15 protein-coding genes and 1 pseudogene are annotated in these 15,123 nt (G+C 45.1%); 14 read left to right on the top strand and 2 right to left on the bottom strand.

From position 1 onward, the window contains the following. Positions 1-167: 167 nt before the first annotated feature. The 5 genes from ACBP55_RS35730 (at position 168) to ACBP55_RS35710 (ending at position 5,241) form a co-directional block, all read left to right on the top strand. The gene (locus tag ACBP55_RS35730; RefSeq protein ID WP_464648384.1) at positions 168-341 is read left to right on the top strand and encodes a glycerate kinase; all 174 of its coding nucleotides are present in this window, start codon (positions 168-170) and stop codon (positions 339-341) included. A gap of 72 nt (positions 342-413) precedes the next feature. Next, the gene (locus ACBP55_RS35725) at positions 414-1,391 is read left to right on the top strand and encodes a 2-hydroxyacid dehydrogenase (protein ID WP_464648383.1); all 978 of its coding nucleotides are present in this window, start codon (positions 414-416) and stop codon (positions 1,389-1,391) included. A 111-nt stretch (positions 1,392-1,502) separates the two neighbouring features. Next, positions 1,503-2,969, top strand: coding sequence for a spore germination protein (locus ACBP55_RS35720; protein WP_464648382.1), 1,467 nt, complete (start codon positions 1,503-1,505; stop codon positions 2,967-2,969). A 7-nt stretch (positions 2,970-2,976) separates the two neighbouring features. After that, a complete protein-coding gene (locus ACBP55_RS35715; protein WP_464648381.1) occupies positions 2,977-4,095 on the top strand; it encodes a GerAB/ArcD/ProY family transporter in 1,119 nt (372 codons plus the stop codon). A gap of 24 nt (positions 4,096-4,119) precedes the next feature. Continuing rightward, positions 4,120-5,241: a Ger(x)C family spore germination protein gene (locus ACBP55_RS35710; RefSeq protein WP_464648380.1), complete on the top strand. Its 1,122-nt coding sequence runs from the start codon at positions 4,120-4,122 to the stop codon at positions 5,239-5,241. Positions 5,242-5,301: 60 nt separating this feature from the next. Here the strand turns inward: ACBP55_RS35710 and ACBP55_RS35705 are convergent. Then, positions 5,302-6,251, bottom strand: a pseudogene (locus ACBP55_RS35705) (MBL fold metallo-hydrolase). Positions 6,252-6,429: 178 nt separating this feature from the next. On the opposite strand from ACBP55_RS35705, the gene ACBP55_RS35700 reads away from it, so the two are divergent. The 8 genes from ACBP55_RS35700 (at position 6,430) to ACBP55_RS35665 (ending at position 13,024) form a co-directional block, all read left to right on the top strand. Next, positions 6,430-6,954, top strand: coding sequence for a DoxX family membrane protein (locus ACBP55_RS35700; RefSeq protein WP_173191135.1), 525 nt, complete (start codon positions 6,430-6,432; stop codon positions 6,952-6,954). 129 nt (positions 6,955-7,083) lie between these two features. Further along, on the top strand, positions 7,084-7,695 hold the full coding sequence (gene mobA, locus ACBP55_RS35695; RefSeq protein ID WP_464648379.1) for a molybdenum cofactor guanylyltransferase: 612 nt from the start codon (positions 7,084-7,086) through the stop codon (positions 7,693-7,695). A 109-nt stretch (positions 7,696-7,804) separates the two neighbouring features. After that, on the top strand, positions 7,805-7,969 hold the full coding sequence (locus ACBP55_RS35690; RefSeq protein WP_464648378.1) for a cytochrome c oxidase subunit 2A: 165 nt from the start codon (positions 7,805-7,807) through the stop codon (positions 7,967-7,969). 34 nt (positions 7,970-8,003) lie between these two features. Next, on the top strand, positions 8,004-8,474 hold the full coding sequence (locus tag ACBP55_RS35685; RefSeq protein ID WP_464648377.1) for a cytochrome c oxidase subunit II: 471 nt from the start codon (positions 8,004-8,006) through the stop codon (positions 8,472-8,474). A 31-nt stretch (positions 8,475-8,505) separates the two neighbouring features. After that, the gene (locus tag ACBP55_RS35680) at positions 8,506-10,170 is read left to right on the top strand and encodes a cbb3-type cytochrome c oxidase subunit I (protein ID WP_464648376.1); all 1,665 of its coding nucleotides are present in this window, start codon (positions 8,506-8,508) and stop codon (positions 10,168-10,170) included. 91 nt (positions 10,171-10,261) lie between these two features. Beyond that, positions 10,262-10,567, top strand: a complete 306-nt coding sequence (locus tag ACBP55_RS35675) for an STAS domain-containing protein (protein ID WP_464648375.1) — start codon at positions 10,262-10,264, stop codon at positions 10,565-10,567. A gap of 53 nt (positions 10,568-10,620) precedes the next feature. Continuing rightward, positions 10,621-12,648 (top strand): putative bifunctional diguanylate cyclase/phosphodiesterase, encoded by a 2,028-nt coding sequence (locus tag ACBP55_RS35670; RefSeq protein WP_464648374.1) that lies wholly within the window; start codon positions 10,621-10,623, stop codon positions 12,646-12,648. 184 nt (positions 12,649-12,832) lie between these two features. After that, a complete protein-coding gene (locus ACBP55_RS35665) occupies positions 12,833-13,024 on the top strand; it encodes a hypothetical protein (RefSeq protein ID WP_464648373.1) in 192 nt (63 codons plus the stop codon). Positions 13,025-13,103: 79 nt separating this feature from the next. Here the strand turns inward: ACBP55_RS35665 and ACBP55_RS35660 are convergent, their stop codons facing one another. Beyond that, positions 13,104-14,387, bottom strand: coding sequence for a methyl-accepting chemotaxis protein (locus ACBP55_RS35660; RefSeq protein WP_464648372.1), 1,284 nt, complete (start codon positions 14,385-14,387; stop codon positions 13,104-13,106). Positions 14,388-14,555: 168 nt separating this feature from the next. Between ACBP55_RS35660 and ACBP55_RS35655 the strand changes: the two genes are divergently transcribed. Then, positions 14,556-15,098 (top strand): hemerythrin domain-containing protein, encoded by a 543-nt coding sequence (locus ACBP55_RS35655; RefSeq protein WP_261303017.1) that lies wholly within the window; start codon positions 14,556-14,558, stop codon positions 15,096-15,098. Positions 15,099-15,123 lie beyond the last annotated feature (25 nt).

Here is a 15,123-nt window from a genome sequence, read left to right as displayed (position 1 = left end):
TGCCTCAAACGCATGAATACGCAACTTACATGTTTGAGGCCATGGAAACAAATAAGCCGTTCAAAATCGGCGGAAATGTGATGATCTAATCGAAGCTCATAGTGACTGGTTGCCAAAGTTTGTGTAAACTAGAAGAAATGTGAACGGAACAAGAGGGAACTTCACCTATGAAGGTGGTCATCGCTATCGATTCTTTTAAGGGCAGCGTTTCATCGATGGAAGGAAGCAACGAGATCGAGCTAGGCATTAAAGAGGTGTACCCTAATGCGGAGATTGCAAGTTTCCCGATAGCCGATGGCGGTGAAGGAACAGTGAAAGCAGCGGGAAATCAGCGAAAGTAAAATACCGATCACTCCTGATCCGCAGAGGGGTAGGTATATTTGCATAATAGAAAGGGAGAGGGAAAAACCGTTATGGCGAAATATAAGGTGGTATTAACCAAAGAAACATGGCCTGCTGCCATGGAAAGAATTGAACAACATTGTGAGGTAAAGGTTTGGAAGGAAACTGAACCGATCCCACGGGCAATATTACTCGAATGGTTAGAGGATGCGGAGGGTTTATTCAGCACAGGTGATGTACAAGTAAATGACGATTTGTTGGCTAATGCTCCTCAATTAAAAGTTGTAGCACAGTCATCGGTAGGGTACGACAATGTGGATATCGATGCCTGCACGAGGAATGGAATCCCCTTTGGGAATACGCCTGGCGTGCTTGTCGAAACAACGGCAGATCTAGCCTTTGCGTTACTTCTGAGCGCAGCTCGTCGGATTCATGAATGTTGGGATTTCGTCAAATCAGGCCATTGGGCAAGTACGAATAACATTCCTTTCGGTGTAGATTTGTATGGGAAAACTCTCGGTATCGTAGGCATGGGGGATATTGGCTGCGCCGTAGCTAGGAGAGCAAAGGCGTGCGGGCTGAACATTATTTACTATAATCGTACAAGGCGTACGGATGATCAGCTGCTCGAAGCGAGATATGTCGGCTTTAGAGACTTGCTGCAAGAATCCGACTTTATCATTACCCTCGTTCCTTTATCCAAACAAAGCCGAGGAATGTTTGGAGCTGAAGAGTTTGCGCAGATGAAGCCTTCGGCCTATTTTATCAATGCGGCACGCGGGTCTATCGTGAATACCGAAGCCCTTTATGAAGCATTGAAAAGTAAACAAATCGCATATGCCGCATTGGATGTGACCGATCCAGAACCCATTGCGGGAGACCATCCGTTACTCAGCCTTCCGAATATCTTAATAACCCCGCATGTAGGTAGTGCAACATACGAGACGAGAAATCGCATGGCACATTTAGCTGTGGATAATTTATTGGCAGGTCTGGATAGAAAACCGCTTCCCACTTGTGTGAATCCAACCGTTAATTATTTGAAGTAAGCTCTTTAAATCTAATGGCTTCGCCTTTTAAACGAGGGCGAAGTTTTTTGCATTGTTTTTCATGCATAACTAGAAAGAAAAAAATGGATACTATGGTTAAAGGTGATAAGTATGGATTTACCGGATTCCGTTGATCTTTTCGAAGAATCGTTGAAAAGTCTGCTCCATAATTGCTCGGACCTTATCGTCAAACATGCGAATGATGACCTTAATCTCATTTATTTCTGTGATTTAGTTGACGCAAGTCTCGTTAACAATCAACTACTCAGCTCCCTACAGCAAATCCGGCTAGAACCATTCTCGATGGAGGGACTTGCTCAATCAATCCCTATTGGCCAGACCGACCTTACTTGTGAAATGGAGCAAGTCATTATCTTGCTGCTGCGCGGTTGGACAGTGGTATATAAAGTTGGACATTCAGATGCCATTCTGGTCAATACATCTAAACAGCCAAAACGATCTCCATCCATAGCCGAAATCGAAACGAATGTGATCGGGCCTCAAATCGGATTCACCGAATCATTGGAAACGAATCTGGGTATCGTTCGCAGCTATATTGCTCATGAAGACCTGTGTAATGAATCCTTTGAAATTGGTGAAAAAACAAGAACTCAGGTGCAATTGCTTTACTTGAAAGATGTCGCAGAAGAGCAAACGGTCAATACGCTGCGTCAACGTATTTCGGAATTAGAGATAGACGGCGTCATCGCGAGCACCCTTCTGGTACAGCTTATTGAAGATAATTCTTTGTCGATTTTTCCTCAAATGATTTTAACCGAACGACCCGATCGTGTTAGCTTTAGCTTATTGGAGGGTAAAGTCGTCCTGCTTGTTAATGGCAGCAATTTTGCAATTGTAGGACCGAGTACATTCCTTGATTTTTTCAAATCACCGGAAGATCACTATCTGCATTGGAATATTGCGATGTTCATAAGAGGATTGAGGTTCTTGGCCATCTTCATCTCCATCTTGCTGACCCCAGCATATGTGGCTGCCTTAACGTTTCATTATGAGATCATTCCTCCTAGTCTGCTCGTTCCGCTAGCCCAGTCGCGTTCCAAAGTGCCGTTTCCACCTTTGTTTGAATCGTTATTTCTAGAAATTACGATCGAGCTTCTACGTGAAGCCGGGGCTAGACTACCGACCAAGGTTGGACAAACGATGGGCATCGTGGGAGGTATTGTTATCGGACAAGCGGCGGTTCAGGCCGGCTTTACGAGCAACATCTTAATTATGATTGTCGCCTTGGCTGCTCTGTCTTCCTTTACCACACCCATATACTTAATGGGCATTAGTATCCGATTTGTTCGTTTTCCGATGATTATTGCTGCGGGCATTTGGGGTGGGATCGGCATTGTGTTCACGATTTGTTTATTACTCATGCATCTATTACGTCAAACGAGTCTTGGACATCCGTATATGCATCCGATCTTTCCTCCGCGATGGAGGGATTTGATAGATACGGTCATTCGACTTCCTTTTCCATTTCTCTCCGCTCGTTCTACCTATACGCGCACGCCGAATAAGCAGAGATTCAATAAGAATCAAGCGAAGCAGAAAAAAGACATCGACGAGTAGACGGGTGATGACCAAAATGGAGATCTCGGATAAACCGAGGAAAGGTTTAATGTTTCAAGCGTTCCTACTTGTTTTTATAATTAGTAAAGCCCAATTGGGGGTGGGCGTGCTCGGATTCCAGCGAGTTATTTTTAAATCAGCGGGTCATGATGCTTGGATTTCGGTCGTTGTGGCCGGTTTAGCCGCACATCTTTCCATTTGGTTGATGATTCGCACGCTAGCGCATTATGATTCTGCGGACTTGTTCGGAATTCATTATGCGCTATTCGGAAAATGGGTAGGGCGGATTCTTAGCCTCCTGTTTATGACGTATTTCGCGTTCTACGTCTTGACAATCTCCCGTACGTATATTGAAACTGTTCAGTCGTGGATATTTCCTGATTTCCCGATTTGGCTCCTCATGCTGCTTCTCATTACGCTAATTGCTTATGGTATGACTGGTGGAATTCGAGTAATTATTGGCATGTGCCTGTTTGGTTTTGGATGTTGGATCCTGACCACGCTATTTTTTTATGCGGCGATAAAGCATGCTCAGTGGAGTTTTTTACTTCCGATTATGGAAGCCACGCCTTCCCGGGTGTTACAAGGTGCGAGTAAGATGCCGCTGACGCTTGCTGGGTTCGAGGTTATTTACTTTCTTTATCCGTTCATTCGAGATCAACAAAACATTCATCGTTACGCTCAAATAGGCGTTCTTCTTAGCAACCTGTTTTATTTGTTCGTCATGGTTATTTCAATCGTCTATTATAGTCAAAATCAGATGCCAAAAACGATTTGGGCTACTTTTAGCTTTTTGAAAATCATCCGATTTCCGTTTCTGGAACGATTCGAATACATTGCGATTCCGCTCTGGATGCTTATCCTAGTTTGCAATTTAATGTTATTCACATGGGTCATCCTACGTGGAATGAAGCGTGTTTTTCAGCAAAATCAAAAACGGACGTTAGCCGTATTCTGTGTCATTCTGTTCGCATGCTCCTTTCTGTTCCAAAAACACGGACAAATATATAAAATGAACTCTATCTTGAACTCCGTGTCGATTTATGTGATCTTTCTTTATCCACCCCTTCTTTTTCTGTTGGTGAAAACCGTACATGCCATTAAAAAAAGAACCGTTAATCGATAAGATTACTCTCGGGGAGTGAAATGCGTGAGAAGACCGCTTTGTCTATCTCTATTGCTCGGCACAGTCGTTTTGTTCTCGGGATGTGTCAAACCATTCATATTAGAGAATTTGGCGCTTAGCATTATTATCGGATATGACTCTCTTGAGAAAGAACGTATTCTTACAACATCGGTCTTGCAAAAAATCGATCCGAGCGCCAAAGAAAAGACGCAGGTTGTAGCCAGCACGGCTTACACCAGTAAAGGATCGCGCATTTCTTCGAATCGAGAACTTAGCAAATATTTGGTTGGCGGGCAGGTGAGGGTCGTCATGTATGGCAAAAAGCTCGCCTCCAAAGGGATCATCGATATGGTTGATACCTTGTCCCGTGACCCAACGCTCGGCGATATGATTTACCTTTGCGTTAGCGATGAGAAAGCTTCACATATTTTAACGCATCGCTATCGGGAAATATCGAATATTGGCATGTATCTCTATGAAAATTTAAGACAAAATTCGGAGAGAGAGGAGCTTCCTTCCCCAACACTCCAAGATTTTCTTCGTGATTATTATAGTGAAGGCAAAGATCCCGTCGTTCCGTTGCTCAAACGAAGGGGCAATGAGGTTTATATCAAAGGACTGGCTTTGTTTCATGATGATCGCATGGTTCACGAAGCTTTGCCGCGGCAAGGATTTCTGCTCAAAGTACTACTCAATACGCAGAAGGAGGGAAATTTCGAACTCGTAGCAGGCGCCGAACCTTTAGCGAAGTACATGAAGCATCCAGATAAAGAGGTTAAAATTGTGTTCACCACTGCGAAAAGCAGCAGTAAAATTAAGCTTCTTGACTCGAAAGTACCAGAATTTATGGTGTCGGTGTCCATGCAAGGGGATCTTCAAGAAATTTCGACTCCTTATTCTTTAGATACGCCCGAGGCGATATCGGCCTTAGAGAAAGAAATTGGGAAAAAACTGAAGGAGGAAATAGAAAGATTCATCGCGAGTTTGCAATCGAATGAATCTGATGCTGTCGGGTTCGGTGAGGTTTATCGGAGTCATACAAGAGACTCAAAGCTAACCAAAGTAAAGTGGCACCCCATGTTTAGAGAAGCAAAAATCAACGTTCGCGTAAATTTCACATTGAGACATACCGGTGCGATTGAATGAAGGATCAGAAAGCAAAAGCTGCCATGGGCTTAGTCCATGGCAGCTTTATTGCTTTGTCCGTCAGTCCACCAGTGTTTCCCCGTGTTTCAGCAGTTTAAGACGACTGGAGTCGAGCTCCCTTCGCTGCCAATCGGCCAACAACCGGTCAAGTGCTTCCTGCGGCGTATCATCGGCTAGCCGGAAAGCGCCATAATGCATCGGTATGAACGTCTCGGCGCCAACATCGAGGAATGCCTGAATCGCCTCCTCCGGTGTAACGTGCTGCATACCCATAAACCACTCTGGCTCGTAAGCGCCGATTGGCATGAGTGCATAGCGTATACCCGGAAACTTCGCTCCGATGTCGCGGAAGCCTGGGAAATATCCGCTGTCTCCCGCAAAATAAATGGCACTGTTCTTCTCCGCGCCGTCTACTGAATGCTCATCTGATCGCTTGATCAACCAGCCTCCCCAAAGCGAGCTGTTCGTATCCGTCAATGTGCGCCGAGTCCAGTGCTGCGCTGGAACGAAATGAAACTCCAACGGCCCGACCGTCATCTTCCCCCACCAAGGCAGCTCGTGGACCGTACTCAGCCCAAGTCGCCTCACCTTCATGCCGAGTCCTTCTGGTACTAGGGCGACAGGCGTTCCTTTCAGCTTGCGCAATGATCCGACGTGCAGGTGATCGAAATGCGAATGAGACAGCAAAACGACATCAACCGGCGGTATTTCATCGAGTGTAAGCCCTGGCGCCTCCAGTCTGCGGGCAAGGCCCATCCGGCCGCCCAGACCGGATCCGTAATGATCGTCAAGCCCGCCATCTGCAGCAGGAAAGTCGAATGTCCAATCCAAGTGATCGTTGTTTCGCTGCGGTTATTCATGAGCAGTTCTTGCTGCTTATGCTCCGCTTGGCCGATACGAAAAGTGAGATCCTTGACTTTCCCTTTCCGTTCTTGCTGCCATCGACGAATTTCCTTCCAGGTTTTCACTTTCGCGGCGGGATCCATATTGCTATAACGTTTGCGTGCCATAAATCGCTGCTCCCCTCACAAAGCCACCATAAGTCCTTTGAAATAATATCTCCATACCTATTAAGATGTAGAATCTTATCGCTTTTGTCAATTTTTAGTTGGTGTGATCTATCTCACATACCAGAATGTTTTTTCGAAATATAATGAAGACAGAAAAGAACAAAAGGAGATGGTTCAAATGATGAAATGGTTAAGAGGAAATCGTTACGCGGCGATGATGTTGACGATTATTCGTTTGTATGTGGGTTGGCAGTGGATGACAGCGGGATGGCATAAAATCGCCGGGGCAAAGCCATTTGACGCAGCGGGTTATCTGAAAGGCGCAATTGCGAAACCAGTCCTTGAATCGGGAACTACGGATATGGTTTACGCGAATTATGTAGCTTTCTTAAAAAGCTTTGCCCTCCCCAATGTGGGCATCTTCAATACGATAGTTCCTTGGGGAGAATTGTTAGTTGGTTTGGGTCTGATTCTTGGCGCACTGACGACTACAGCCATATTCTTTGGATTATTAATGAACTTTATGTATATGTTCGCTGGAACGGTTAGCAGCAATCCATGGTTAGTGCTTCTTGGATTCTTTATCATCGCCGCAGGCGCTAACGCAGGCAAGTTCGGCGTCGATCATCTGATCCTTCCTTATCTTCACAAATGGTTTGATAAATTAATCGATAGACTCCATTTGAAGCCAAAATATAAATAAATGGGAACTTTGGAGCGGGTAATTTACAAAGGATGTTCATATATGCGAAAAGAACCTACTCTTTGACTCAGTTCGCTGAAGAAGAGTAGGTGTTTTTTTCTCACTACAAAACGGGATAGAGGGAGAGTGATGGTGATGCTTACAGGCGTCATTTTGGCTGGTGGAGCAAACCGTCGAATGAATGGGGAACTGAAAGCATTACTTCCATTTGGTGGACAGCCTCTTATTGTTCGCCAAGTGGATCGGATGAGGATATTGTGTGATGAAATCATTGTCGTAACCAACGATCCCAAATCGTTTCTTCCAATTCTGGATCGTTCGGTACGGATCATTACGGATTTTCACACTGGCTATGGACCGCTTGGGGGCATGCATGCGGGATTGTCGTTAGCGAAGCATTCATCGGTCTGGGTTGTTGGTTGTGATATGCCCTTTATTTCGTACAAAGCCGCCGAACTTTTGTGGAACAGCAAGCGGGAAGGGATTGAGGCTGTCATTCCTCTTGTATCGGGTAGATTAATTCCCCTACATGGGATTTATGATCGAGAATGCAAGACTAAGATTCTTCCTCTGCTCAAAAAAGGCGAAACTCGGGTTTCTGCTTTACTTGGACATATTTTCTGGAGTGAGTTAGGAGACGAATATTTGCAGAAGAATGGTGTCGATCTGAAGTTCATTTCGAGTATCAAGACCTTGGAAGATTATGAGGCTTTCAAAAACACCGTGAAGACGGGGATTTAAGGAATTGTACCCTTTTTTCATATACGGAATGTGACATAAATCATAGTGACCCCTGGAGAATGCTCCTAGAATGAGGATAGCTAGATTTTAAATTGGAGGTGGGTCTGATATGAGTATTAGAAAGTTAAGCAATGAGCAGCCCGAACAAATGAGAATAAACAAGGCGGAGCAAGAACCCGTATTGAAAGGCACATTTGCCTCGGTCATGCTGCTTGGAGCTTTTTTGGCCATAACCTGGGTCGCCGTATTTCTATTATTTCTATACAGACAGTAGTTCATTTTACGATTAGAAAAGGGTGGTTTAAGCCATGCATATTCATAAACTTGAGAAAATTTGGCTAACGATTGGCATCAGCATGCTGTTCGTATTCCTTGGCGTTTTGGGTGTTTCTGCGTTTGCCATGGGGGTAAAACCGCCAAGTGAGCACCATCATCGGATTGATCCTGCGAAAGTAACAGAGACTGCCCCTTTTGACAAACCAGGATTGTATAAGACCGGAGAAAAAGAATACGAAGCGGTGATGACCGCTTTTACATTCGGATATGCCCCAGACAAGATGGAAGTTCCTGTTGGTGCAACGATTAAGTTCGTAGTCACGAGCCAGGATGTCGTTCACGGCTTCGAAATACCAGGGACGAACGTAAATATGATGATAGTTCCAGGCGAAATCAGCCAAGTGACGCATACGTTTACGAAACCAGGCGAGTACCTAATTTTGTGCAACGAATATTGCGGTGGAGCGCATGAATATATGAAAACGACGATTATCGTGAAATGACGGGAAGAAGCACAGAAGGGTGGAAGTCTGCATGAAGAAAGGGCAGTTGGAATTGTTTGAAAATAAATTCGATCTCAAAGACGGGAAGCTGGTCGTTGCACACATCATCGTGGCTTTCGTTGCACTGCTCATCGGAGGGATCGCGGGGCTGCTGCAAACATTAGTGAAGAGCGGGACGGTCAAGCTGCCGTACGGCATCGGTTATTATGAACTGCTGACTGCGCATGGCGTATTAATGGCGATCGTATTTACGACCTATTTCATTATAGGCTTTCTATACTCAGGTATTTCATACACGTTAGGTGGAAAGCTGCTTCCGATTGTTCATCGCATGGGATGGCTTGGATTTGCTTTCATGACGGTGGGAACAGCCCTCGGGGTAGCAATGGTTTTGACAGGAAAAGCGAGCGTCTTGTATACGTTCTATGCGCCCATGAAAGCTTCGCCTTACTTTTACATCGGATTAGCCCTATTGGTGGTAGGGAGCTGGATTAGCGGGTGGGGCATCTTCTATCAACTGAAGTATTGGAAAAAGACGCATCAAGGCAAGATCTCTCCGTTGTTTGCATTCATGGCGGTCATCACGTTCCTTATGTGGCAAATTGCTACCATTGGGGTTGCTGCCGAGGTGCTGATTCAGCTCATTCCATGGTCTTTCGGATGGGTGGAAACGATTAACGTAATGCTCAGCCGTACCCTGTTCTGGTACTTCGGCCATCCGCTCGTGTATTTCTGGTTAATGCCTGCGTACATGTGCTGGTATGTCATTATTCCGAAAATTATCGGAGGCAAAATCTACAGTGACGCTCTCGCCAGATTATCCTTTGTCCTCCTCCTGTTATTTTCCATTCCTGTTGGCTTTCATCATCAATTGATGGAGCCGGGCATTAGCTCATTCTGGAAGTACCTGCAGGTAGTCTTGACCTTCATGGTGGTCGTTCCGTCACTGATGACCGCTTTCTCTTTATTTGCAACTTTTGAGATCAATGGTCGTGCCAAAGGAGCTACAGGTCTGTTCGGTTGGATAAAAGTCATGCCATGGAAAGATGTGCGATTCTTCGCGCCATTCCTGGGTATGCTGATCTTTATTCCAGCTGGCGCAGGCGGATTAATCAATGCAAGTAATCAAATGAATGCAGTGGTTCATAATACGTTATGGGTAACAGGGCACTTTCATTTGACCGTTGCGACGAGTGTAGCGCTCACGTTCTTCGGAATTACGTACTGGCTGCTTCCAGCCGTAACGGGCCGTGTGCTGACTAAGCGCATGAACAAGCTTGGGATTATTCAAACGATCATTTGGTGTGTGGGCATGTTCTTTATGTCAGGTGCGATGCATCTCGTCGGACTATTCGGTGCACCTCGAAGAACGGCATTCACGACCTATGAGGGAAACGTGGATGCGGCAGGCTGGATGCCCTACTATGTATTCATGGCTATTGGCGGCACAATATTATTCATTGGCGTATTGTTGATGGTGTACAATGTCTTCGCCCTGCTTCGGGCGCCAAAAGGTGTGACAGAGTATCCAATCGGCGAAGCGATGGAACAAGCAGAAGCGACTCCGGCCTACTTGGATCGTTGGAGTGTGTGGATTAGCTTGTCGGTGGCGCTGATATTGATTGCTTATACAGTACCGTTAATGGATATGATTATGCATCCAGGCGTCGGTTCCAAAGGATTTGTCACTTGGTAAAAGGAGAGAAGCACCGAACTTTATGTGAAGTAAAGCTGGTGCTTTTTCACAATGAAGTGAGGCTGGAAAATAGGGACCTGGAGGGGTAACAATGTTTCTAGATGTTCGAGTGTTCGACGGACAGGTGAATGTAACGCCTAGGGGCAAAATTTATGTGGATGAAGCAACGATCATAAGGGAGAAGCTGTTTCCCTATTTGGACAAGGGATGTAAGCAATTTGTTTTTCATTTATGTCATGTGGATTATATCGATAGTTCCGGACTTGGCGTACTGGTTGCGCTTCAGAAGAAAGCTCATCTTAGCGGCGGAGGGGTGGTCATTCAAGGTCTACAGGGTGATGTCAAAGAACTGTTCGAGCTGACTCGTTTAACGAATGTTTTTGAGATTCACCCCTGATTTAGCCATATTTACATGTGAAACAAGTCGCTGACCTGGAGGTGATAGCATACATGAAAGATAAGCTGCGGCTTTATGCACGTGTTTTTAACAAAGTTATGGAATCCATCATGATTACAGATTCTGGAGGTATTATCCTTTCGGTCAATCCTGCGTTTACAACGACAACCGGCTATACGGAGGAAGAAGTGGTGGGTCAAACGCCGCGTATTTTGTACTCCGGTAAACAAAAACCTGAGTTTTATATTCATATGTGGGCAACGATTCATGAAACGGGTGGTTGGAAGGGCGAGATCTGGAACCGACGGAAGAATGGGGAGCTGTATCTCGAATGGCTGACGATAAGTGCAGTGAGGGATAAGCGGGGCAAAATAACCAATTATGTAGGCATTTTCATGGATATAACGGAGCGCAAGAAGTCTGAGAAGAAACTGCAGCTGCACGCCAGAGTCTTCGAAACAGCGAGTGAAGGGATTATGATTACGGATACGAAAGGAACGATATTATCAGTCAATCCGGCATTTTCCGAAACAACTGGCTTTACGGAAGCTGAGGCTTTAGGTCGAACCCCGCGCATGCTGCATTCTGGCGTGCAGGATGCCGAATTTTATATTCAAATGTGGGCATCGATTCATGAAAGAGGCAGCTGGCAGGGCGAGGTCTGGAATAAGCGAAAGAATGGGGAAATCTACCCGGAATGGCTGACGATTAATACCGTTAGGAATGAGAATGGCAAAATCTCCAATTATGTCGGGGTTTTCACGGATATTACAGAACGTAAACTGTCGGAAGAGAACTTAAAATATTTGGCTCATTACGATGTATTGACCGGGCTCCCGAATCGATTTTTATTTCATGACCGACTGAGTCATGCCATCACGCAGGCCAATCGGCAGGGCCACTGGGCTGCCCTGATGTTTATTGATCTCGACCATTTCAAACTGATTAACGATACATTGGGACATGCAGTTGGAGATCAACTGCTCCAGAACGCCAGCAAACGGCTGGAGAGCTGCGTTCGAACCAGCGATACGGTATCACGACTGGGCGGCGATGAATTTACGGTCATTCTACCCTACATTGATGAAACCGAAGATGCGCTTCTTGTAGCGCAGAAAATACTGGAAGAGCTGGCTCAACCTTTCTTCCTAGCCGAACAGGAGCTGTTTATAACGGCCAGCATTGGAATCAGCATTTATCCCTTGCATGGAGAAGATAGTGAAACCTTGATCAAACAAGCCGATTCGGCCATGTATCGAGCCAAGGAACAGTCCAACAATTATCAGCTGTACACTTCAAATATGAACGCAACCTTCTACCGGAAAATGAAACTGGAAAACGGGCTGCGAAAAGCAATGGAGAAAGATCAATTAAGAATTGTGTACCAGCCGCAAATGGACATTCGAACGGGCAGGATCAACGGCATAGAAGCCTTGCTTCGCTGGCAGCATCCCGAGATGGGAATGGTTTCGCCGAATGAATTTATTCAGATCGTAGAAGAAAATGGACAAATTGTCGAAATCGGAGAATGGGTGCTGCGCAAGGTTTGTGAGCAGAACAAGGCCTGGCAATCCGCAGGCTATCCTCCCTTGAAATGTGCCATCAATCTGTCGCCCCGACAGTTCAAGAATAAGAATTTGATTGAAACGGTCAAGCAAATATTGAAGGAAACGGAGCTGGATCCGAGTTATCTTTGCTTCGAAATTACGGAAAACATCAGCATACACCAAATTGAGTCGGTACTGACGGTTCTGCATGATTTTAAAGAGATCGGGTTGGAGTTAGCCATTGATGATTTTGGCAAGGGACATTCCGCTTTAAGTTATTTGAAAAAGTATCCCATTGATACATTGAAAATTGATAAATGCTTCGTTCAGGGTATTGAGATGGATCGAGGGAACGCATCGATTGCCAAGGCTATGATTGATATGGCTCACGGTTTGGGGCTCCGAGTGATTGCCGAGGGCGTGGAAACGGAAGATCAGTTGGCTTTTCTCAAGGATCTCCAGTGTGATTCTATACAAGGATTTTGGTTAAGTCGACCGCTGCCTCCTGAAAGGATTGAATCCTTTTTCGGGTGACGAGCTTATCTTTGGATAGATGGTTACCAATGTTGTATTTCCTACAACAATTCACACGCTGAAGGGCTATTTTGCAACTTGAAGTTGCAGTTTGTACAACATTTTGGGCCCATTTCTTACGAAATGGCCTGTTTAGGACCAAATTGTTGTACAAGATGCAACAACGAAGGGAGAGAGGCGAGATTTGGGCAGCAATTGTTGCACTTTTTACAACATCACTCATTCAACAGAGAATAGGGATACATTCATCCGGGAACTCAAGTTAGCATATGCGGCGACGATTGATTCCGATTTAAGACACTTCCATCTAGAGCTTGATTGGATGAATGAATCGACGGACGGCATAACCGGTTATTTGATGGCTGACGAAGGTTGATCAAGCATACGATTAAAAGCCTTCCTACATGCTTCAGCAGTGCATGTAGGAAGGCTATTTCCAAGGACAGAGACCGATTTCATCTCACTTTGAAGATTTCAATTTGTTTCTTTAAACTTGCGGATTGATCTCTCAATACATCGGAGGATGCAGCGATTTCCTCCATCACGGCCGTCTGTTCCTGTGTTGAAGCGAATACGCCTTTCGCGCCTAAAGAGATTTTGGCAGCAATGTCGGTGACATCTCGAGCTTCATTTAAAGTGAGCTGTACTTGATCAGCTTGGCTTGCGACCATGGATGCAATATGATCCACGAGTTGATCGACCTGATTAGCTTCACCGACAATACTTTGAAGCGCTGAAGCGGTTGTCTCCCCATTCGCGGCTTCTTTATTAACCATTTCGAATTGTTGTGTAATTTTGAAGACGACATTCTTGACCTCAGACTGAATTTGATCGATAAGCTGGTTAATGTCATGAACCGCCTGCGAACTTTGTTCGGCAAGTTTCTTCACTTCACCCGCCACTACGGCAAAGCCTTTGCCGTGTTCGCCGGCTCTCGCGGCCTCAATGGAAGCGTTCAAGGCTAATAAATGCGTTTGATTGGCGAATTCACCAACAACGCTCGAAATATCGCTGATTTGCTTCGCATTGCTTTCCAGAAGCCGCACGGTATGTATAGATTCTTGATTAGAAATTGCAAGGCTTTGCATCCCATTAACTAAAGACTGAATCACTCTTGCACTATCCTTAATGGTAATAATCATTTGTGTCGTTAAATGCCGGGCTTCATGGGCTTCTTTATTAATCGCATCCGTGGTTCTCATGATTTGTTCGACGGACATAAACATGGTTTCGGAGGATTTCGATTGCTGTTCAGCTCCATGGGAGATGTCTTCAATCGTCGTTGTTATCAGTTCCACATGAGCTGCTGCATGTCCAATCGCTGATCTCAATTCATCCACATGCATATCGGTTCCTATGAAGTTGACTGAAATTCCATCAATGATTTCTCTTAAATTTCCGATCATCAGCGAGAAAGAAAGGCTGAGTGCTCTTAATTCATCATCCGATTTACTTGGAGTAATCGTAATTTGCAAATTCCCTGCGGAAGCTTCATTAGCTGCGTCTGTAAGCTGAAGTAGGGGTTTAATGAACCATTTTGCCGCAATCCATCCCAGAAATCCTGTCCAGAATATACCCAAAGAAAGGGTGATCCAGATGAACAGCCAATCCGGCATGTAATCTTTAAATAAACCTTGCAGGGTAAAAATAAAAAAAGCACTTGTCCCATAGGTTACAGTGGATACTAACGTGATGCCAAGTACCATTTTCTTGACTATGCTCAATTTAAATTTCTTCATCTTCGTCAGTCCCCATTCTGCCTTTTTCTGTGATGATTTCTTCCAATAAGTACTTTCCAAAAATATAGCAGAGTCTTGAAAACGTAGATGTGATGTTTCTCACAGCGATAATCGGCAAAGCATTTATACTAGAGATAGAAGCAAAAGACGTATGTTGGAGGGATGAATATGGCACCACTTTCAATAACCTGTATGTTGGGAATAGCCTCATCCAACCCAGATGAACTTGATTTTGCCACGGATCGTCTGAAGGAAGAGCATAACCAATTAAGACAGCAGCTAAAGGCTCTCGAACATAGCGCTAAGGAAGTGAGCCTGCTGGATGATCCTGCGGAGGGCGTTCAGGTCTTGCAGCAACTAAGGCAGCAAACCGCTGATTTTGTGGAGGCACTGGAGCGCCACGCGGAATGGGAGGACCAGGAGTTGTTTCCCTTTCTGCTTGACTATTTTCATCGACAATCGGCTCCATCGATCACTCCCTCCTTTTGGGTACTGGAAAAGGATCACCAGCTGGCGATTTCATTTATCCAGACCTTCAATGAAACCATCATCGATTTAACGCCAATTGTCATCAAAAAACAGCTGATTGAGGCTGCGGCACATCTCATACAGGCCTGTTTAATCTTAAATGATCACTTTACGATGGAAGAACAGCTCGTAATTCCTTTAACGGAGAAAGTGCTTACGGACCTTGAATCCTTCTTTTCCTAGTTAAATGGACCATTTCAATCGGAAT

The sequence above is a fragment of the Paenibacillus sp. WG02 genome (genome assembly GCF_055396115.1).
This window is presented reverse-complemented; position numbering and strand designations above follow the sequence as displayed.

Coding starts and splice junctions, on each gene's coding strand:
- ACBP55_RS35725 (WP_464648383.1), top strand. CDS start 414: ATGGCGAAATATAAGGTGGTATTAACCAAAGAAACATGGCCTGCTGCC.
- mobA (WP_464648379.1), top strand. CDS start 7,084: ATGGTGATGCTTACAGGCGTCATTTTGGCTGGTGGAGCAAACCGTCGA.
- ACBP55_RS35675 (WP_464648375.1), top strand. CDS start 10,262: ATGTTTCTAGATGTTCGAGTGTTCGACGGACAGGTGAATGTAACGCCT.
- ACBP55_RS35720 (WP_464648382.1), top strand. CDS start 1,503: ATGGATTTACCGGATTCCGTTGATCTTTTCGAAGAATCGTTGAAAAGT.
- ACBP55_RS35685 (WP_464648377.1), top strand. CDS start 8,004: ATGCATATTCATAAACTTGAGAAAATTTGGCTAACGATTGGCATCAGC.
- ACBP55_RS35670 (WP_464648374.1), top strand. CDS start 10,621: ATGAAAGATAAGCTGCGGCTTTATGCACGTGTTTTTAACAAAGTTATG.
- ACBP55_RS35680 (WP_464648376.1), top strand. CDS start 8,506: ATGAAGAAAGGGCAGTTGGAATTGTTTGAAAATAAATTCGATCTCAAA.
- ACBP55_RS35715 (WP_464648381.1), top strand. CDS start 2,977: ATGACCAAAATGGAGATCTCGGATAAACCGAGGAAAGGTTTAATGTTT.
- ACBP55_RS35660 (WP_464648372.1), bottom strand. CDS start 14,387: ATGAAGAAATTTAAATTGAGCATAGTCAAGAAAATGGTACTTGGCATC.
- ACBP55_RS35730 (WP_464648384.1), top strand. CDS start 168: ATGAAGGTGGTCATCGCTATCGATTCTTTTAAGGGCAGCGTTTCATCG.
- ACBP55_RS35655 (WP_261303017.1), top strand. CDS start 14,556: ATGGCACCACTTTCAATAACCTGTATGTTGGGAATAGCCTCATCCAAC.
- ACBP55_RS35700 (WP_173191135.1), top strand. CDS start 6,430: ATGATGAAATGGTTAAGAGGAAATCGTTACGCGGCGATGATGTTGACG.
- ACBP55_RS35690 (WP_464648378.1), top strand. CDS start 7,805: ATGAGTATTAGAAAGTTAAGCAATGAGCAGCCCGAACAAATGAGAATA.